Genomic DNA, 19,185 nt, shown 5'->3' with positions numbered 1-19,185 from the left:
GGCGGCATGGCGTGCCTAGGTGAACAGGTGGTCCAAGATCAGGTCGTGGACGTCGGGCGCGTCCACCGCTCCCTTGGGCAGCAGGTCTGCGTGTGAACTGATCATCAGCGGGCCCAGGGCCGGATCATCGGTGGGACGACCGTGCGATCCCTTCACCAGCGAGGGATCCAGCGGGATGACGTCCATCAAGGTCCGCATGCCGCAAAGCTTGCGCAGCAGCTTCCAGCCCAGCGTCAGCTTCGGCAGGCGGATGGCCGGGTCGATGAACAGTTCGACCGGGTCATAGCCTGGCTTGCGGTGGATGTCGACCGTGCGCGCGAAGTCCGGCGCACGCGCATCATCCAGCCAGAAGTAATAGCTGAACCACCGGTCGCTTTGGCTGATGGCCACCAGCTCGCCGGACCGCTCGTGGTCCAGCCCCACCGCCCGTTTGCCATCCTCGTCAAGCACCTGCTCGACGCCATCGAGTTGTTCCAGCAGGGCCTTGACCTTGGGCACCAACTCGGGACGCCGAACGTAGACATGCGCCACCTGGTGGTCCACCAGCGCGAAGGCATCCGATGCGCCCGGGTCGAGCTTGTCCTCGCCAAGCTCATCGCGCGTGACCAGCCAGCCCGCGCGCCGCAACGCACGGTTGATGGCCACATCGCCTTTGACCGGTGTGATGCCGTACTCGGACAGAACAATCACGCAGGCGCCATCAGCCTCCACCTTGCGGATGATCTTGCCGCAGACATCGTCGATGGCGGCCACGTCGGCAGCAATGCCGGGATGGTCGGGCCCCAGCCTTTGCAGGTTGTAGTCCAGATGCGGCAGGTAGACCAGCGTGAGCGTGGGCTTGCGCGTGTCGTAGACATGCATGGCGCATTCCGCGATCCAGCGGCTGGAGACGATGTCCGCCGTCGGCCCCCAGAAGCGGAAAAGCGGGAAATCACCCAGCTTGGCGCGCAACTCGCCATGCAACTCGGACGGCCAAGCATAGAAATCCGGCACCTTGCTGCCGTCGGCCTTGTAGATGGGCCTCGGGGTCACGCTCCAGTCCACATCGGCATGCATGTTGTACCACCAGAAAAGCTTGGCACAGGTGAAGTCAGGATCACGGCGGCGGGCCTCATGCCAGATCTTGTCGCCTTGGATCAGGCCATTGTTCTGGCGCCAGAACATGGGCTCCGCCAAGTCTCTGAAGTACCAGCCGTTGGCCACGCAGCCATGGCTGCTGGGCATGCGTCCGGTGAGGAAGGTGGCCTGCACCGAGCACGTCACCGCAGGGGTGATGGTGCTGACTGGCCTCACCCCCCCACGCTCGGCCAGGGCACGCAGATGCGGCGCATGGCTCAGCAGGGCCGGCGTCATGCCGACGACGTTGAGCACGACGGTCTTTTGCACGCTGCGGTCCTTTTCAGTCGTGGACCACAGGGGTCTGGCCGCGCAGCACGGAATTGCCTTCGAAAGCCTGGCGCTGGTCGATGCGCACATCGGCCACCGCTTCTTCCTGGTCGAGGCGACCGCTTTGCGCAAAGAAGGCCAGGGGGTTGTCCCACACGATGGTCCGGATCAAGGCCTCGGCGATGCCAGCATCCAGCATGGCCTGCGCGGTCTTGGGCACCTTGAGTGGATCGCTCACACCCCAGTCGGCGGCGCTGTTGATGATGATGCGATCCGCACCGTATTGCTTGACCAGCGCCACCATGCGGGCCTCGTCCATCTTGGTCTCTGGATAGATGGAGTGGCCGGCCCAGCAGCCGGTGTCCAAGACCAGGGGCAGCGTCTCCTCGGTGTTGTGGTCGATGAGCACCAGTTCGTCTCGGATGCCGCTCTCGCGAATCATGGCCAGGCTGCGCAAGGTGCCCGCCTTCTTGTCGCGGTGAGGGGTGTGGACCAGCACCGGCAGCTCGTGCTTGATCGCCAGTTCCAGCTGCAGCAGAAAGTACTTTTCTTCCGCCGCCGTCTCGTCGTCGAAGCCGATCTCGCCGACGGCCACCACGCCGTCCTTCTCCAGGTAGTGATCGAGTAAGGCAATGACGCCATCGGCCACGTCGGGATTGTTCGTCTCCTTGGGGTTGAGGCCCAGCGTGCAGTAGTGGCGAATACCGAACTGGCTCGCCCTGAAGCGCTCCCATCCAAGCAGGGACAGGAAGTAGTCCTCAAAGGTACCCACATGGGTTCGCGGCTGACCCATCCAGAACGCGGGTTCCACGACCACCGTCACGCCAGCGGCATTCATGGCGCGGTAGTCGTCGGTCGTGCGGGACGTCATGTGGACATGAGGATCGAACATATTCATGAGGCGGTGTCTCCGAAGGGTTGGAATGCGCCCATCAGGGGCGTGAGAGTGTGAAGCGGTGCGATCGGTGATTCGTCCTGGCTCACTCGGGCAAGCGACCCAGCAGGGCGTGCGTGTCTGACGACACAGCACGGTCGGCCGCACGCCGCTCGGAGGCGTACTCGGTGACCATTCGTCCCAAATCGAACGTGAAGCGCTCGTCCAGGCCGACGATCCGCTCGATCGGCAGGCCCACGGACAAGGCCTTGAGGACCAGTTGATGGAAGGCCGCATCCGGGAACCAGCGTGCAGGAAAGGTGTTGTCGGCCGCGATGGCATCGAACACCCATCTCACGCTGCTGCGGCAAGCCTCGATGGCGAGTTCGGTGAAGCGTATCGGCTCCGGCAGCAGCACGAGGCCCTGCAGCAGCGCACGCCGCTCATCGCCGTCACCTTTGAGAAAGAGCTGCCGCACATGAGCCACGTGGGTGTGCATGGGCAGACGGCTCAGAGCCATCAAAGCCAACAGCACCCTGGCGCAATCGACCGTGGACCACGCGTGCGGCACATGCACGCCTCTCCTGAACAAACTTCGGTGCAACGCCGGCTGCAACTCGGTGTGCACGCGCCGCAAGTGCCGTGCAGCGCGGGCATGGTGGGCCAGCAGCACCCCACTCTGCGACGCCTCGGGACGCACGGCATCGGCCAGCGCCACCTCAAGCCAGACCCGGGCCGCATCGCCCTGCGACTGCCCAGCCAAGGCCTGAAAGAGGTGGTCGGTCAGTTCCTGGGCGATCTGCGTCGTGTAAGGGCGCAGCCGCGCGCGCTCTGGCAGCACATGGAGAGCGTTTTCTCGGCTCATGTCGGCTCCAGCTCAGGAGCCATGCGCACGGGTTGGTACGGTGATGGCTGATAAGGCGAAGGCAGGTTCACCGCGTCCAGTTCCATCGCTGAGATGCGCGTGTAGCGCGAAGCAATCTCCTCCAGTTCGCCGGGCTCGAACACGTCACCGGACCGCGCAAAGCCGCCGGGCGCCCTTTGGGCGGCAAGGTCGATCACCACCTCAGGGCCCTGGCGGCGATTGGCGGCCTGCAAGGCCGTGAGCCTGGGGCGCCTGTCCGCCTCATAAGCACCGATGCCCGCCGTGAGGTCGCCCTCCTTTTGGCGCAGATGGTGCGCCAGCGCGCATGCGTCGATGATCGACTGCGTGGCCCCGTTCGAACCGATGGGGTACATCGCGTGGGCCGCATCACCCATGAGCACGACATGCCCACGTGACCAAGCCGGCAGCGGTTCGCGATCGACCATGGGATAAACAAAGGTATCGGGGCTGCTGCGCATCAGCGCCTCGGGGCTCACGCCGCCCAGATCCCAGCCTGCGAACTCGCCAGCGAAGACATCCGGTGACACAGGCTGGTTCCAGTCGCCGCGTGCATAGCCTGCGCCTGGATTCTCCGGCAACGCGGCTGCCCAGTTCAGCAGGACTTCGCCAGACACCCTGCGGGCCATGGGATAAAGCACAATCTTGCGCCGCCCATCGCCAGCGATGATCATGCTGCGGCCCGTCATGAACGACGGCCCCCACAACATGCCCCGGAAAACCACCATCCCATTGGCCGGCGGCGGCCCTTCTTGCGGGTACAGGGCACGGCGAATGGACGACCTGATGCCGTCCGCGCCAATCACCAGATCAGCATGGTGGCGACGGGTCTGGCCCGTCTGGCGATCCAAGCATTCGACGACGTGGCCCGCGCCTTCATCGAACACGCCCACCACCTCCTGGCCGGCGTGGACATGCCCCGTCCCCCCCTCCTCCAACACACGCTGGAGCAGTTCGGCTTGCAACCATCCGCGGTGAATGGAAAGCTGGGGCCATCGGTAGCCGGCCGCCACGCCACGGTCCTCACGCCAGATGCGGTCACCCCGGTGGTTCATGTAAAACAATTCACCAGTCTGGATGCATTGCGGCAGCAGGCACTCGAGCAAGCCCAAGGCGTGGAGCTCACGCACGGCGTGGGGCAGCACATTGATGCCCGATCCCAGCGGCGCAATCACGGGTGAGCGTTCGAGCACCTGGATGTCGGTGAAGCCATGGGCCCGCAGCGCGATGGCAGCCGTCAGGCCAGCGATGCCCGCGCCCGCGATGAGAATGCGCGGCTGCTTCATGCTGCCTCCCCGTAGGCGACGCCCTCCTCTCGGCGCTCGCCATCCTGCGCAGGCGCGGTCGGTGGCGTTGACGCCTGCACCGCTGCTTGGTCACGGCGCATGCCGCTGGCCCGCTCGCGCATGAGGTGCTCATTCTCACGGGTCAGGTCCAGGATATGGCGCAACAACTCCACCGGCGCCCCGCCGCTGCCGTGCGCATAGAGTGCCACCTCCTCGGCATAGGCCTTGCGCGCGATGCCGATGTGCCGCCCACGGAACACCTTCAGCAAAGTCATGAGCTCCGTCAGGCTCGTCGCGCTGCGCACCAGATTGCCGTCCGGCTCACCGGCGCAGGCATCCAGCGCCTCAGTCACCTTGCTGACCAGCGAGACATCGTTGCAGTGGCGCTGGTAGAACGCCCGCCAGGAAGGCAGGCTGTAGTGGACCGACTCCACCAGGAAGGTCTTGTAGTCAGCCTGATTGCGGTCCGAGGCCCACACGCAAAGGTCCACCAGCCACAGGGGTGCCTGCGCTGCCGCCGGACCCAGATAGCGCTCGCCGCGCACGATGACGTCCTCGAAATAAGGCCGCAGCACCTGTGCAAAAAAGACGGGGGATACCCGCTCCGTCACCGAGTCGATGGCCTCGACCATCGTCCTGCCTGACTCATGCAGCATGCCCACCGTGGGACCGAATCGCACATCATGCGGGGACATGGTACTCAGCACATCGCTGATGGCCAGCGAAGCGCTCAGGCTGGGGAACACGCGCACGACCGCATCTTGCAGCCAGATCTCCTGCGGCTCACCCGTGTAAGTGCGCCGCCGCGCGCCGACGGGGTTCCACGAGGTGTAGTGATGGACCGTGTCGCGCGGGATCATGTTCGTCGCCGCCCCCAGCTCTACAAGGGGCTGCTCCACCTCCGGCACCGCCTGCACGGGCTCCACACCCTGCCGCTTGAGCGAGCCCAGGACGATGCCAATGTCTCGCATGGCGGCAAATGCCTTTTCGGGCGTGTCGATATCGACATCTTTGGTCTGCCGCGCCAGATATTGCAGCAGACGGATGAGTTCGTCGGTGTCCTTGTTGCGATTGATGACCGGCAGCGCGCCCAGCTGCCAATCTGCATTCAAAGGGTCCTGCGCACGAATGGCCTCCACGTTGAAATAGCTTTTTTCTTGAAAGCAGCCGGCATCCAGTAAAATCATGATTACCCCCATTAAATATTGATATATCAGGCACCCTCCACAGGCCCATGCACCTGAAAGGTCCTCCCTGATTGAATATTTTCAGGCCATTTTAAAGAGCCGTCGATTATTGTGAATAAAGAACCGACTCAATTTCTTTAAAATTCGTGCACAGGCCCTTTGTTTTTTAAAATGACAAAATCATGACCAAAACAACGATTGATGGAAATGGCAACAATTTAGAAACAAACAGTAATCGCGAATTGACATCGATGCTGCAATATCGCCTGGCAAATGAATAACGTAACCCGTCAAGTTCCGGCAATCTTCCGTTGCAACACCAGCGTCAATAGAAAAGCGGCCGTGGCGGTTGCCACGGCGGGCGACAGGCCCAGAACAGATATGGCCAATGCATCGGCCAACGAAATGCCGGCGATGAAACCGCCCACGGCATGCCTCATATTGCGGCGCTGGCGCGAGAAGACCATGCGCAGGCAGTGGCCGGTCCACAGCCCGAACGCCAGCAGGCACGGAGCCGTCTGCACGCCCATGGGCGAGAACACGAGCACGGCCAGCATGGGACAGGCCAGTCCCAGGAGCGGCCAGACATGCATCACTTTGCCAGGCTGCTCGTGCTTGGCCACGTAGGTCAAGCCCATCAAATAGGCCAGCAGCACCATCGCCCCGAGCCAGACAGCCTCCGGCACGGCACCGCCCGTGGCCGCAAGCGCACTCGTGATGTAGGTGAGCATGCGGCACAGGCCCATCACCAGCGGGCTGAAGCGATTAGCTTTGTGATCGTAGTTGTAATAGACGACCACCGCCGCCAGCAGCGCCCCGGAGGCGAAGGCGCGCCAGCCCATCGGCGCCAGCATCAGCAGGCCTGACACGAGCAGGCCATAGCCGGCCGCGAAGACCACGCGCGCCGACACCCTGCCAGAAGGAATCGGCCGTTCAGGCCGCTCACGCCTGTCAATGTCGCGGTCGAACGCATCGTTGAGGTACATGCCGGCCACGTAGATCAGCGACAAGGCAGCCATCAGCCGCAGCGCCATGCCCCACTCGTGCACATGGCCAGACAGCACCATCCCCGCCAGCACATTGCTCCATACCGTGGGCAGATTGGACACACGACCCAGTTCCAGCGCCACGCGCCACCCATTGCGTTTCATGACAATTGCTCCAACACCCAGTTGAGTTCTCGTGCGATGGCCTGGTCCAGCGGGCCCCTGCGCCAGCGGGGCGGCAGCACGTCCCACGTATACGTTTCCACTTCCAGATGCGGCGCAATAGACCGTTCGCGATGGCGTGCCAGCAGCGCCTGCAAGAAAGGCTGAGTCGTCGTGAAGGCTCCCAAGTCCCGGCACCAGATGGGCACGTGGAAGTGGATGCGCCAATCTCGCGCCAAACTGAGGCTGCCACCGTCCAGCGCAGCCAGCGCCTGCGGCAAATCGTCGAAACGCCGCAGCGCCTCGCCCGAAGAAGGCCGTTCGACCACCTGATGCAGGTAGACCGCATCGTTCAACTCATCGAAAGCACCGAGGGGCAGCCCGCCAACGTTGTCGGCATGCAGGCCCACACTGAGTTGCACCTTGGCGATGCGGATGCCGGCCCCTTCCAGCAAATCCAGACAGGCCAGCGGATCTTCGAAAGCCACCGCCGCGTGACAGGCATCAAGGCAAACCCCGAGATGAGCTCGAAGCACCTGCTCCGCCAGCGAGTTGTCGGCGCCCAGCCGGGCAGCCATGTCGGCTACCGAGTCGGGATGCAGCAAATGCGATTCGAAGAACCGCACCGCATCAACGCTGGTCTCCAGCAAACACCATGGCTCTGGCTCCAGCGCAAGCACGATGTGGCGCCCGGTGTCCTGCGCGATGCGGTGCAAGTGCAATGCATGCTGCCGCAGGTTGGCAGCCATGGCACGCGAGCCTTCCTCGCCTTCACGCACCAGGTGAGGACGGTAGCCTCCAGGCACGGTGCTGATCGTGCCCAGGCCGTCGTCTGGCAGCAAGGCAGCCAGCAAATCGGCCAGCCGGTCTGAATACCTGAGCCTTTCAGGCGTCCGCCAATCCGGCAGATAAACCTGATCCTTCACGCGGTCCCGGTGAAAGGCGCCATAGGGAAAGCCGTTCACGGTGAACACATAGAGTCCGTGGTCGGACAGGAAGGCCTGAAAGGCCGTCAACGCACCAGGCAGGGCCAACTCATCGGCCGCCCGCGCCGACAGGCGCAGCCCCACGCCGAAGGGATGCGTCGGGGCAACACGCGCCTTCACCGCCGGCAGATGCGTGCGCAAAGCGTCGAAGGTGTCGTTCCAGCTTTCTCCGGGGTGCACATTGGTGCAGTAGCTCAGGTGGACCGGGCCTGAGGCATCCCCTGCTGGGCTGTTCAGGCGCATCGCGCATGGTCCCGCTCACGCAACCAATCGATGCAGCCGTCCATGAGTGGCTGGCGCACCTCGTGGATTTCCCGTCCGCGACCGATAGCATCCAGCATCGTCACCGTCAGGTCACCGCCCAGGTGCTCCTGGAATTCCGCAAGGCCGGCCATGACCTGCCGCCGCCCTTGCGCATCCCGCTGCTCGAACGCTTCGTGCCACAACCTGAACCCGAGCCGCTCCAGCAAACGGTAGAGCCGCTCGCCTTGAATCTCCGGCAACATGCCCGTCGTGACGGCATAACGGGTGTCCAGCGCCAGACCGATGGCCACCGCCTCGCCATGCGTGAGCGTGTAGCCGCTGAGATTCTCCAGCTTGTGCGCGGCCCAATGGCCGAAATCCAACGGCCTGGCGCTGCCGAACTCAAACGGATCGCCGCCCTGCCCGATGTGGTGCATGTGCAGTTCCGCACAGCGGCGAATCATCCAACGCATGGCCTGCGGCTCGAAACTGCGCAAGCGCTCGACATGGGTCTCCAGCCATTCGAAGAAGACGGTATCGCGGATCGCAGCCACCTTGACCGCTTCCGCCATGCCGGCGATGCGGTCCCGATCGGGCAGCGTGGCAATGAAGTCATGATCGTTGATGACCGCGAAAGGCGGCGTGAAGGTTCCCAGGAAGTTCTTGGCGCCAAAAGCGTTGATCGCCGTCTTGACGCCGACACCCGAGTCGTTTTGCGCCAACACGGTGGTGGGCACGCGGATCACCCGGATGCCACGGTGCGTGGTGGCCGCCGCATAGCCCGCCATGTCCAGCACCGAGCCTCCGCCCACAATGACCAGACAGGCGTGGCGGTCCATTCGAAGCTTGTGCAGCCAGCTTTGCAGACCCAGTACCGTGAGGTGGTCGTTCTTGATCAGTTCACCACCCTTGACCAGATGTGGCGCGGCCACCAGGTCCAGGGCATCGTCATGTCGGCAAGCGTAGGCCTGGAAGCCGCGCACCAAGACGGGATCCGCACGCGCCACTTGGCTATCGATCACGACGGCGAACCGGTGGCGCCGTCCGGGCTCCTTGCGGCTGATGGCTTGCCTGAGCACTGAGTTGCCCGGATCGCGCAACATGCCATCAGTGAAATAGACGGGGAAATGGAAAGGTACGCTGAAGCGCTGCTCGATCATGTCGGGCGCCGGAGAGGACATATCGCGCGGCGTCTCCTCCAGGTCGCTCTTGACGATCACGCTTAACGGGGAGGCGCGTTGGGGCATGACGAAGCTCATGTCAAGGCGCCCGACAGGACGGTCACCAGATCGTCGGTATGCTCGATGTAACGGCCGTTGAGGCGATAGGACGGCACCGAGCGCACCTCCAACCGCACCGCGCGGCGTTGATCTGCCAGCACCTCGTTGCGCTGCCAATCGGAAGCCAGGCGCTGTGCGAGCACCTGTCCAGGCAGGCCCAGTCGGCTCTGCGCCAGCTCCGCCAGCACTTCGGGTCGGCCGATGTCCTGGTCTTCCAGGAAATACGCACGCAGCAGCACCTCGACCATGTCGCCTGCCTGACCATGCTCGGCGGCAAAGCGCACTGCACGATGGCCGTTCAGTGTCTGCGGATAGCGAGACAACTTCAGGAAATCGAAGGGAATGCCCATGCGCTGCCCGATGCGTTCGACATGCTGCTGCATGGGCCGCGCCCGTGGACCGTATTTCATGGCGTGATAAGCCTGAAAAGCCAAGCCCCCCTCAGGCAATTGAGGGTCCAGCACAAAGGGCGACCAGCGCACATGCACCTCCGGTCCCAACGACACAAGCGCCGCATCGAACTCCATCTTGCCGATCAGGCAGAAGGGGCAGACCAGGTCATAGAAGACCTCGATTTCGACAACATCTTCTGTATTCATCACAGCCTCGATCCAAAGAAGAAAAAAGAAAAAGAGCGAACGCTGGTCGGTGACCCGTCTCAGACGCTCGCTGCTGCGATCGCTGGGGTGTAGCTGAGCCCATCCGCGAAACGTTCAGGATGTCCCGCCAAGCCCTCTACCCTTCGCTTGATGCCAAGGCTTTCGCCGCGCATCGCCGCGAGACTGTCGGCCTGCTCGACATAGCGCCACGGCGTTGGCACCATGCGGTGCAGCACACAACCATCCGCGGCCGGCATGCCCAACACATGGGCGCAAGGCAGGACAGCAAAGACCTGCAGGAACGGGGGCGCCCAGGGATCTGCCGCGTTTGGCACGTCGTGCACGGTCCGTATCAGCACGCTCTGCCCCAGGTCGGCATGGTCGATCAACGAGGACGAGGCCGTGAAAGCACGGCCATACGCATCGCGAAAACGGCCTTCTTTCAAAGTACCCGATTCACCAGTCAACCGGCTCGCGGATCCGGTCTCCGGCCCCAGTTCCCATTGAGCCGCCCACTGTGCCGCGCTCCCGAGGTCGGCCAGATAGGCCGAGAGCGTGGCGGCAGGCGCGTCCACGAACACCGAGCAGGCCAACACCTGCTCGGGCGCCATGGCAGGCGCGGTCCGTCCCGCGTTCCGTTCCAGCACCGCCTTCAGGCGCAGGCACTCGGCTTGATGCGCCATGGCATCGAAGCCTTGCCCGCCGAGCACCGTCTCCACATCAGGACGCCTGAAGCTGATCCAGTGCACGTGCACTCCACCTCCCAAAGCCGGCAGAAGGCACAGTCGATGGACCACCGAGAGGTGGTCCATGCTCTTGCCGCACTGCCATTCCAGCATTGGCACTTCGGGATGCGCAAGCGTCACCGCCCGAAGGTAGATGCGTTGGCCAGAGGCCGAGACCTCGCCAACCCAGGTATCAACCGCGACCTGCTCGTGCACCCGGGTGCCCAGCGTCCACATCGACAGATGATTCAGGTCGGAGAGGAAAGACAAAGCCCTTGCCACATCCACCGCCACGTACACGGACACCGGCACCGTGTGCTTCTCCATGCGCCCCCTTATTCCCTGATGCGAGCCAGTCGCTCAAAAACGAACGAGTTGCGCCTTGCTGCCGTGCGTGCCGTAGTTGGTCACATAGATGCGCCCACTGCGGTCGACCGCAATCGCGGTGGGATAAGCCAAGCCGGTCGACGCCACCGTCGTCCGCGTCCCGTTCGGACGTATCCGCGTCACAGCCCCTGTCACATCGCCCGACATCAGACCGTTGTGGGCCAGCTCCAGGACATAAAGACTGCCGTCAGGGCCAAAAGCCAAATCGATGATGTTCGAGAAATTGTCGGCAAACACCGTTGGTGCGCCAAAAGCGCCAAAGCGGAAAACCCGTGCCGAGCCTTTCGGATACGGAAAACCGGTGAACTCAGCCACGTAGTGCGCACCATCAGGGCCAACTGTCACCGCTGTCGGCACGGACTGCAATGGCACGGTAGCGCCAGGAGGCAGGCCGAGATTGTCGGGGGCCGGAAACTGACGGACGGGAATGGCATACCGCGCACTGACCGCGCCGTTCGGCCGGACCTTCAGGACGTCGTTGGCACCAGCATCGGTGGCGATCAGGCCGTGGCGGGAGAACGCAAGCCCCGAGGGATTGCTCTCAAGCTCGCCGCCATCGGGATTCTGAGCGTCCTCGAAAGCTGACAGGTTCGCCACGTCATAGGAGAGGGACGGTGTCGTCAGCGAATGCCACAGCACGTGACCGAAGCGCTTGTCAGCCGAGGCGAGCACCCCGCGCTGTTCCGGGTTTCCGTAGTTCGCAACCGTGAAAAGAACCGAAGGGCCCAACAGCCTGATGCGGGAAGGCCCAATGGCGAAGCCGCCATTGGGGCCCGCGATGGACGGCAGGTTCTTGACCACACGCTCGACCTCGCCGTTCGCCACGCGGGCGATCGCGCCGGAAGGACCGTAGCAATCGTCATAGTCGCCATTGGCACTGGTCAGGCAGACGCCGCCCTTGCCACCGTTGCCAGCCTCCGCCACATAAACGACAGGTGAACCGGAAGATTCATCGATGGCGATACCCCGAGGATTCGAGAGCCCCTCGGCCAATACCGTGAAAGGACTGGGGCCGCTCGGCTCGGGTGACGTGTCCACCCCGCCGTGCGGGCCGGCATGGGCCCATGCCGCAGTCGGCAGCGCGGCTTGCAAGGCCAGCATCAGGACGGCCAGGGAGAACCGGCCTCTAGAGACCATGGGTGATCGTTTCATGTGCTTCCTCGCTGAATTTGATGAAGGGTTGGAATGAGGCTGGTGCGCCCGTGGAAATCAAACAGCCTGCTTGGCATACGACCAAGGCTGGCGAAGAGACCAAGCCCGAGGCGTCAGCACCTGCGGCAACAAGAATTGATCAAGCTGCTCGCCAACATCACCGGTGGCGAACAAAGTGGTGTCGGGATGCCGGAAGGCCCAGTGGTAGAGCCCCGCCACGCCGGCCGCACCCTTGGCGCCGATGAAGCCGACCAACGACTGCTCGAACACATCGGGTGGAAGCGGCACATAGCTGATCGGACGACCCACCGCTTCGGACAGTTGTGCGGCAAGCTCACTGCCCTGCACCGGGCTCGCTCCGATGAGCACCGGCCCGGCAGGCGTCTTGTCCAACGCATGAGCCGCGGCCACGGCACGCCCCAAGTCGGCCAGCGAGAGCCACGATACCCGGGTCTGCGCCGGCAGCGGATAGTGCAGTTGGCCATGTTCTTTCATGCCCGCCAGGCAGGACGGCGCCAACAGGTTTTCGAGGTAAATGGAAGGCTTCAGCGTGACGATGTCGACGCCGCTGCCACGCAAAATGGCGTCTGCCCCATTGCGTGTATCGAAAGCCGGCACGTCGGACCGCGCATGGGGCGTCCGTGTGTTGGCATTGAAGACGATGCGTCGAACATTGTTTCGTGCCGCCGCCCTGGCGATATTCATGGCATAGGCGTCTGTCACCTCGGGGTCGTAGACCAGGGGCAAAGTAACGGTCAGGTGGCTCACACCTTTGAATGCTTCCAGAAGGGCATCTCCGTCAGCCAAATCCGCGACAACGCGCTGCGTGCCTGCCGGAATGGGACCCGCCTCGGACCTGACCAGCACCTTGACCGCCTGCCCCCGCGTGACCAGTTCTTGAGCAATGGCCGAACCTTGGGCGCCGGAGCCGCCAAGGACCAGATGTTGTTGTATATGTTGACTGGACATAGAATCGACCTCATTGGTAAGTAGTTTTCAAAGTCTATTCAGGGGGTTTCATGCACACAATAATCAGAAAGCTCGAATTAATTAAAATTCGTCCATGAAACGCCCGGCGGACGTCCTGTCCTATGTTTTTGACCGCCTGCGGCTCCAGGGCATATTTGTCAGTGAATGGCAGACGACAACGCCCTGGGCCATCCAGGGCGAACAAGAGTCCTGCGCATTGCTTCATTACATGATTCAGGGCGACGCCGTGATCCAGATGGAGGGGCGTGATCCCGTGGCGCTTCATGAAGGCGATCTGGCGATGTTTCCTCGTGGGCAAGGCCACGCAATTGGCGACGCCTTGACCAGCCAGCCTCAAGAATTGAAGAATCTGCTCCCCGAAAGAAGTGCTGAAAAATTCAGCGCTTTGCAGTTCGGCGGAGGAGATCGCAAAGGCCAAATGCTGTGCGCGGGTCTGCATTTCGAGTCGGACGGCGTCCGACTCATATATCAGCTATTACCTCCGCTCATGATTGTCACGGCAGCACAAATTGAAACAGAACCATTGCTTGCTCACACCTTGGATGGTTTAAAAAGCGAATTAAAGGTATATGGTGAAGGGCGAAATATTGTGCTTGTACGCGGGTTCGAGTTGGTGTATGTGCTGGGGCTGCGTGTGGCCATGCGCGATACCGACCGCTTCGGCCGCTTTTCCGTCGCGCTGCAGCATCAAGGCGTTGGCCAAGCGCTCATGGCCATGCACGAAGATTTCGCCCGACAGTGGACACTCGACTCCTTGGCCGAGGAGGCCGGCGTCTCGCGCTCGTCCTTTGCACGAACTTTCAAGGAACTGGTGGGTGAAACCCCACGGCAGCATCTGGTACGTCGCCGGTTGGCCGAAGCGCAGCGCTTGCTGAGCACCACCCCCCTGCCCTTGACCGATATCGCCGAGCGCATCGGCTATGACAGCGTCGTGGGCCTTCATCTGGCTTTCAACCACCATTTTGGGATCACCCCCGGCGCCTATCGCAAGCAACACCGAGCCTCCGGGACCAGCGTGAAACAAGGAGTTGAGGCGTGAAAAAGCGATGGTGTGCCGCCAGGGCTTGCAAGCGACCTGAGATAGCTAGCGCCCAAGTGAGCCATCGTCACGTGGAATGTGGTCAAAATCGCTCGACGATGCAGGATCGAGGCCATGACTCGTACAAAGCAAAAAGCCCTGAAACTTGCGCATCAGGGCTTTGCAATTTTGGCGGAGTGGACGGGACTCGAACCCGCGACCCCCGGCGTGACAGGCCGGTATTCTAACCAACTGAACTACCACTCCGCAGTGGTCTAACTCTTACCAACGACTCTGGCTGCTTTCGCAACCCAAGCGCCGTCAAACTTGGCGTCTCCTAGGGGATTCGAACCCCTGTAGCCACCGTGAAAGGGTGGTGTCCTAGGCCTCTAGACGAAGGGGACTTTGAACTTGGCACTGCACTGACATCCCTTGAACAACGCTTGTTTGGTGGAGGTAAGCGGGATCGAACCGCTGACCTCTTGCATGCCATGCAAGCGCTCTCCCAGCTGAGCTATACCCCCTGATTGCGTCTATCCCCAGTTGCCTGCGGACCCACGCGTTCGGCGCTGTTCAAGCGAGCCTTAGATTCTAAGACACTTTTCAGACGCCCTGCAAACGCTCCAGCACCGTATGGCGGGGAAACAGCGTCAGCACGGCGTCGATGGAAGGGGTCTGCGCGCGGCCACAGACCAGCACGCGCACGGCCGGCGCCAGCTGCGGCATCTTCAGCCGGTGCGCGGCGAGGGTCTCCTTCATCGCGGCGGCTATGCACGCCTTGTCCCAGTCGACAGCGGCCAGCTTGTCGCGCAGGGCCTGCAGCGCGGGCCTCACTGCATCGGTGACATGCGTGGCCAGGTCGTCGGCGCTGGGCCCCACCGGCACGAAGAGCATCTCGGTCCAGTCGGTCAACTCGACCACCGTGCTGCAGCGCTCCTTGAAGAGTGCGCTGGCACGCGCCAGCAGTCCGAGGTCATCGACGACGACGCCGCGCGTGGCCAGCTGGCCTTGCACCAACCCTGCCAGGCGGCTGTCGGCCGCGGCCTTGATGTAGTGCGCGTTGACCCAGGCCAGCTTGGCCGGGTCCCATTGCGCGGGGCTCTTGGCCAGGTGGCTGCCGTCGAACCACTGCACCATCTGCTCGACGCTGAAGAGCTCGTCGTCGCCGTGGCTCCAGCCCAGGCGCGCCAGGTAGTTCAACATGGCCTCGGGCAGGTAGCCGGCGTCCTGGTAGGCGGTGACGCTGACCGCACCACGGCGCTTGCTGAGCTTCAGCCCGTCGTCGCCCAGGATGATGGGGCAGTGGCCGAACTGCGGCAGCGGTGCACCTAACGCGCGAAAGATGTTGATCTGCCAGGGCGTGTTGTTGATGTGCTCGTCGCCGCGGAAGACGTGCGTGATGCGCATGTCCCAGTCGTCGACGACGACGGCGAAGTTGTAGGTCGGGATGCCCAGTGCGGGCGCAACCTCGGGTGCACTTTCGGGCGCCGGGCGCAGGATGATGAGGTCGTCGATCTCGTCGTTGCTGATCGTGATCGGGCCCTTGACGAGGTCGTCCCAGTGCACATGGCCGTGTGCGGGGTTGGCCAAGCGCACCACCGGCTGCACCCCCGCGGGCACGGGCGGCAGCTGCTTGCCCGGCGCGGGGCGCCAGCGGCCGTCGTAATGCGTCTTCTCGCCGCGCGCGCGCTGGGCTTCACGCATCGCGTCCAGCTCCTCGGGCGTGGCATAACAACGGTAGGCGGTGCCGGCGGCGATCATCTGCTCGGCCACGGCGTGGTAACGCGCCAGGCGCTGCATCTGGTAGACCGGGCCCTCGTCGTAGTCCAGACCCAGCCAGAGCATGCTGTCGAGGATCTGCTGCACGCTGTCCTGCGTGGAACGCGCGACGTCGGTGTCTTCGATGCGCAGCATGAACTGGCCGCCGTGATGCCGCGCGTAGGCCCAGGAGTAGAGCGCGGTGCGTGCCGTGCCCAGGTGCAGGAAGCCGGTGGGCGATGGGGCGATGCGGGTGCGTACGGTCTTGGTCATGCGAGCTGCGACAGACCGTTCAGGAGGTCGGCCTTGATGTCTTCGACGTCGTCCAGCCCCACCGCGACGCGGATCAGGCCCTGCACGATGCCGGCGGCCTGGCGCTGCGGCTCGCTCAGGCGGCCGTGCGAGGTGCTGGCGGGGTGGGTGATGGTGGTCTTGGTGTCACCCAGGTTGGCGGTGATGCTGCAGATGCGCGTGGCATCGATCGTCGCGAAGGCGCCTTCCCGGCCGCCCTTGACGATGAAGCTCACCACCGCGCCGCCGCTGCCGTTCTGCTGCACCATGGCCAGCGTGTGCTGCGGGTGCGAGGGCAGACCGGGGTAGAACACCCGCTCCACCGCCGGCTGCGTTTCCAGCCACTGCGCCAACGCCAGCGCACGTGCACTCTGCGCCTGCATGCGGATGGACAGCGTCTCCAGCCCCTTCAGCACCACCCAGGCGTTGAAGGGCGACAAGCTCATGCCGGCGCTGCGCATGACGGGAACGAACTTCGTCTCGATCAGCTCCTCGGGCCCGCACACCGCACCGGCGATGACTCGGCCCTGCCCGTCGAGGTACTTGGTGCCGCTGTGGATGATCAGGTCGGCGCCCAGCTTCACCGGTTGCTGCAGCGCCGGTGAACAGAAGCAGTTGTCGACCGCCAGCAGCGCACGCGCTTCGCCGCCGCCGGCGTGGGCAATGTGTGCCAGCGCGCGCACGTCGCAGACCTCGGTGAGCGGGTTGCTGGGCGTCTCGGCGAACAGCAGCTTCGTGTTCGGCCGCATCGCGGCCTGCCACTGCGCCACGTCGGTCTGCGAGACGAAGCTGGTCTCGATGCCGAACTTCGCGAAGTCCTGGAACAGCTTGACCGTGCTGCCGAAGACACTCTGCGAACACACCACGTGATCGCCGGCCTTCAGCAGCCCCAGGACGAGCATCAGGATCGACGCCATGCCGCTGGCCGTGCCGATGCAACCGCTGGTGCCTTCCATCGCCGCCAGCCGCCGCTCCATCATCGTGACGGTGGGGTTGCTGAAACGGCTGTAGACGAAGGCGTCTTCCTCGTTCGCGAAACGCCGCGCCGCGGTGGCCGCGTCGGGGTGCACGAAGCTGCTCGTGAGGTAGATCGACTCCGAGTTCTCGCCGTACTGCGAAGGCGGCAGGCCCTCGCGCACGGCCAGGGTGTCGGGCCGGGCGTCTGCCGGCAGTTTCACGCGCGGGATGCCCATCAGCCCTGCTCCGCGTCCTGCAGCGCCAGCCGCGAGCGGTTGTCGTTCTCTTCTTCGTCGAACTGCAGCTTGCGTTGGGCCTGCATGGTGGCGAAGTCCTCTGCGGTGATGTCACCGGTGATGTAGCGGCCGTCGAAGCAGCTGGCCTCGAAGCTGACGATCTTCTTGTTCAGCGCGCCGACGACACGCTTCATCGCGTCGACGTCCTGGTAGATCAGCGCGTCGGCACCGATGTAGGCGCGGATCTCTTCGTTGCTGCGATCGTGCGCGATGAGCTCTTCCTTGGTCGGCATGTCGATGCCGTAGACGTTCGGAAAGCGCACCGGCGGCGCCGCGCTGGCCAGGTAGACCTTGCGCGCGCCGGCCTCGCGCGCCATCTGCACGATCTCCTTGCTGGTGGTGCCGCGCACGATGCTGTCGTCCACCAGCAGCACGTTGCGACCCTTGAACTCCATGCCGATGGCGTTGAGCTTCTGGCGCACGCTCTTCTTGCGCACACCCTGCCCCGGCATGATGAAGGTGCGGCCGACGTAGCGGTTCTTCACGAAGCCTTCGCGATAGGGCTTGCCGATGCGGTGCGCCAGCTGCATCGCGCTGGGGCGGCTGCTTTCCGGGATGGGGATGACGACGTCGATCTCGTTCGGCGGCAGCGTGGAGATCACGCGCTGGGCCAACGTCTCGCCCAGGTTCAGGCGTGCGTGGTAGACCGAGATGCCGTCCATCACCGAATCGGGCCGCGCCAGGTAGACGAACTCGAAGATGCAGGGATTCAGCGTCGGGTGTTCGGCGCACTGACGTGCATGGATGCGGCCGGCCAGGTCGATGAAGATGGCCTCGCCCGGCGCCACGTCGCGTGTCAGCTTGTGGCCGGTGCCCTCCAGCGCCACCGATTCGCTGGCCACCATCACGTCGTGGCTGCTCTCGGGGGTGTTGCCTTCACCGAAACACAGCGGGCGGATGCCGAACGGGTCGCGGAAGGCCAGCAGGCCGTGGCCCGCGATCAGCGCGATCACCGCGTAGCTGCCCTTGATGCGCTTGTGCACCGCGCCCACGGCCTTGAAGACATGCTCGGGTGTCAGCGGCAGGTCGCGTGCCACCTGCTCCAGTTCGTGCGCCAGCACGTTGATGAGGACTTCGGTGTCGCTCTCGGTGTTGATGTGGCGGCGGTCGACGTCGAAGAGCTCGGCCTTCAGCGCCGGCGCGTTGGTCAGGTTGCCGTTGTGCACGAGCACGATGCCGTAGGGCGCGTTGACGTAGAAGGGCTGCGCCTCTTCCTCGCTGTAGGCGTTACCGGCCGTGGGGTAGCGCACCTGGCCCAGGCCCACCTGCCCGGGCAGGCCGCGCATGTTGCGGGTGCGGAAGACGTCCTTCACCATGCCGCGCGCCTTGTGCATGAAACACTTGGTGCCGAGCATGGTGACGATGCCCGCGGCGTCCTGCCCGCGGTGCTGCAGCAGCAGCAGCGCGTCGTAGATGAGCTGGTTGACGGGCGCCCTGGAGATGACGCCGACGATGCCGCACATGGTGTTGGGATGTCCTGGGTTGGGGTTCGGGCTCAGGCCGGCAAGAGCCTGGCGGCCGGCGCCGGCAGCAGGGGCTTGAGCACCTGCAGCGCCTGCGCCAGCCAACGTGCCCCGTGCGAGCCGCGCCACGGTGCCGATTGTGCGGCCGGCGTCAGCGTCACGACGCTGGCCAGCGCCAGCAGCAGCACGCCGCCGCGCAGCACACCGAAACCGGCGCCGAGCAGGCGGTCGGGGATCGACAGCGGCGTGGCGTGGATCAGCATGCGGATCAGCCGC

The 19,185-nt window shown here is 63.9% G+C and carries 17 protein-coding genes and 3 tRNA genes; 1 reads left to right on the top strand and 19 read right to left on the bottom strand.

Features of this window, described 5'->3' with window-relative positions; all coding sequences use genetic code 11:
- Positions 1-15: 15 nt before the first annotated feature.
- From Q7V20_RS05045 to Q7V20_RS04990, 12 genes are all read right to left on the bottom strand, one after another.
- Positions 16-1,386 (bottom strand): alkaline phosphatase family protein, encoded by a 1,371-nt coding sequence (locus Q7V20_RS05045; RefSeq protein WP_304787834.1) that lies wholly within the window; start codon positions 1,384-1,386, stop codon positions 16-18.
- Between the two features lie 13 nt (positions 1,387-1,399).
- On the bottom strand, positions 1,400-2,278 hold the full coding sequence (locus Q7V20_RS05040) for a TatD family hydrolase (RefSeq protein ID WP_304787998.1): 879 nt from the start codon (positions 2,276-2,278) through the stop codon (positions 1,400-1,402).
- A gap of 88 nt (positions 2,279-2,366) precedes the next feature.
- Positions 2,367-3,125: an EboA domain-containing protein gene (locus Q7V20_RS05035; protein ID WP_304787832.1), complete on the bottom strand. Its 759-nt coding sequence runs from the start codon at positions 3,123-3,125 to the stop codon at positions 2,367-2,369.
- Positions 3,122-4,429, bottom strand: coding sequence for an FAD-dependent monooxygenase (locus Q7V20_RS05030; protein ID WP_304787829.1), 1,308 nt, complete (start codon positions 4,427-4,429; stop codon positions 3,122-3,124). The genes Q7V20_RS05035 and Q7V20_RS05030 overlap by 4 nt, the downstream gene beginning before the upstream one ends.
- Positions 4,426-5,616 (bottom strand): monodechloroaminopyrrolnitrin synthase PrnB family protein, encoded by a 1,191-nt coding sequence (locus Q7V20_RS05025; protein WP_304787827.1) that lies wholly within the window; start codon positions 5,614-5,616, stop codon positions 4,426-4,428. Before Q7V20_RS05025 ends, Q7V20_RS05030 begins: the two co-directional genes overlap by 4 nt.
- A 290-nt stretch (positions 5,617-5,906) precedes the next feature.
- Entirely contained in the window at positions 5,907-6,767 is an 861-nt protein-coding gene (locus tag Q7V20_RS05020) for a UbiA family prenyltransferase (RefSeq protein ID WP_304787825.1), read from the bottom strand.
- On the bottom strand, positions 6,764-7,993 hold the full coding sequence (eboE, locus tag Q7V20_RS05015) for a metabolite traffic protein EboE (protein ID WP_304787823.1): 1,230 nt from the start codon (positions 7,991-7,993) through the stop codon (positions 6,764-6,766). The genes Q7V20_RS05020 and eboE overlap by 4 nt, the downstream gene beginning before the upstream one ends.
- Positions 7,984-9,240, bottom strand: coding sequence for a 3-dehydroquinate synthase (locus Q7V20_RS05010; protein WP_304787821.1), 1,257 nt, complete (start codon positions 9,238-9,240; stop codon positions 7,984-7,986). Before Q7V20_RS05010 ends, eboE begins: the two co-directional genes overlap by 10 nt.
- Positions 9,241-9,248: 8 nt before the next feature.
- Entirely contained in the window at positions 9,249-9,872 is a 624-nt protein-coding gene (locus Q7V20_RS05005) for a DsbA family protein (protein WP_304787820.1), read from the bottom strand.
- A 59-nt stretch (positions 9,873-9,931) separates the two neighbouring features.
- Complete coding sequence (locus Q7V20_RS05000; RefSeq protein ID WP_304787817.1) at positions 9,932-10,924, bottom strand: hypothetical protein; 993 nt, start codon at positions 10,922-10,924, stop codon at positions 9,932-9,934.
- Positions 10,925-10,957: 33 nt separating this feature from the next.
- Complete coding sequence (locus tag Q7V20_RS04995; protein WP_304787815.1) at positions 10,958-12,136, bottom strand: ScyD/ScyE family protein; 1,179 nt, start codon at positions 12,134-12,136, stop codon at positions 10,958-10,960.
- Positions 12,137-12,193: 57 nt separating this feature from the next.
- The gene (locus tag Q7V20_RS04990) at positions 12,194-13,105 is read right to left on the bottom strand and encodes an NmrA family NAD(P)-binding protein (protein WP_304787812.1); all 912 of its coding nucleotides are present in this window, start codon (positions 13,103-13,105) and stop codon (positions 12,194-12,196) included.
- Positions 13,106-13,199: 94 nt separating this feature from the next.
- Between Q7V20_RS04990 and Q7V20_RS04985 the strand changes: the two genes are divergently transcribed.
- Complete coding sequence (locus Q7V20_RS04985; RefSeq protein WP_304787809.1) at positions 13,200-14,165, top strand: AraC family transcriptional regulator; 966 nt, start codon at positions 13,200-13,202, stop codon at positions 14,163-14,165.
- Positions 14,166-14,334: 169 nt separating this feature from the next.
- Here the strand turns inward: Q7V20_RS04985 and Q7V20_RS04980 are convergent.
- The 7 genes from Q7V20_RS04980 to Q7V20_RS04950 form a co-directional block, all read right to left on the bottom strand.
- Positions 14,335-14,411 (bottom strand) — tRNA-Asp (locus Q7V20_RS04980).
- 61 nt (positions 14,412-14,472) lie between these two features.
- Positions 14,473-14,548: transfer RNA gene (locus tag Q7V20_RS04975), tRNA-Glu, on the bottom strand.
- Between the two features lie 44 nt (positions 14,549-14,592).
- Positions 14,593-14,668: transfer RNA gene (locus Q7V20_RS04970), tRNA-Ala, on the bottom strand.
- A 79-nt stretch (positions 14,669-14,747) separates the two neighbouring features.
- The gene (gltX, locus tag Q7V20_RS04965) at positions 14,748-16,175 is read right to left on the bottom strand and encodes a glutamate--tRNA ligase (protein WP_304787807.1); all 1,428 of its coding nucleotides are present in this window, start codon (positions 16,173-16,175) and stop codon (positions 14,748-14,750) included.
- Positions 16,172-17,386: an O-succinylhomoserine sulfhydrylase gene (locus Q7V20_RS04960; RefSeq protein ID WP_304787805.1), complete on the bottom strand. Its 1,215-nt coding sequence runs from the start codon at positions 17,384-17,386 to the stop codon at positions 16,172-16,174. The genes gltX and Q7V20_RS04960 overlap by 4 nt, the downstream gene beginning before the upstream one ends.
- Positions 17,386-18,909 carry an amidophosphoribosyltransferase gene (gene purF / locus Q7V20_RS04955; protein WP_304787803.1) on the bottom strand — a complete coding sequence of 508 codons (1,524 nt, stop codon included), beginning with the start codon at positions 18,907-18,909 and terminating at the stop codon, positions 17,386-17,388. Before purF ends, Q7V20_RS04960 begins: the two co-directional genes overlap by 1 nt.
- A 32-nt stretch (positions 18,910-18,941) precedes the next feature.
- Positions 18,942-19,185 (bottom strand): CvpA family protein (locus Q7V20_RS04950; RefSeq protein ID WP_304787800.1); only part of this gene is annotated, 244 nt, incomplete at its 5' end.

Origin of the sequence: Aquabacterium sp. (genome assembly GCF_030652515.1) — a bacterium.
Lineage (GTDB): Bacteria > Pseudomonadota > Gammaproteobacteria > Burkholderiales > Burkholderiaceae_C > Aquabacterium.
The sequence above is the reverse complement of the archived record's forward strand: the minus strand, read 5'-3'. Positions and strand labels throughout refer to the sequence as shown.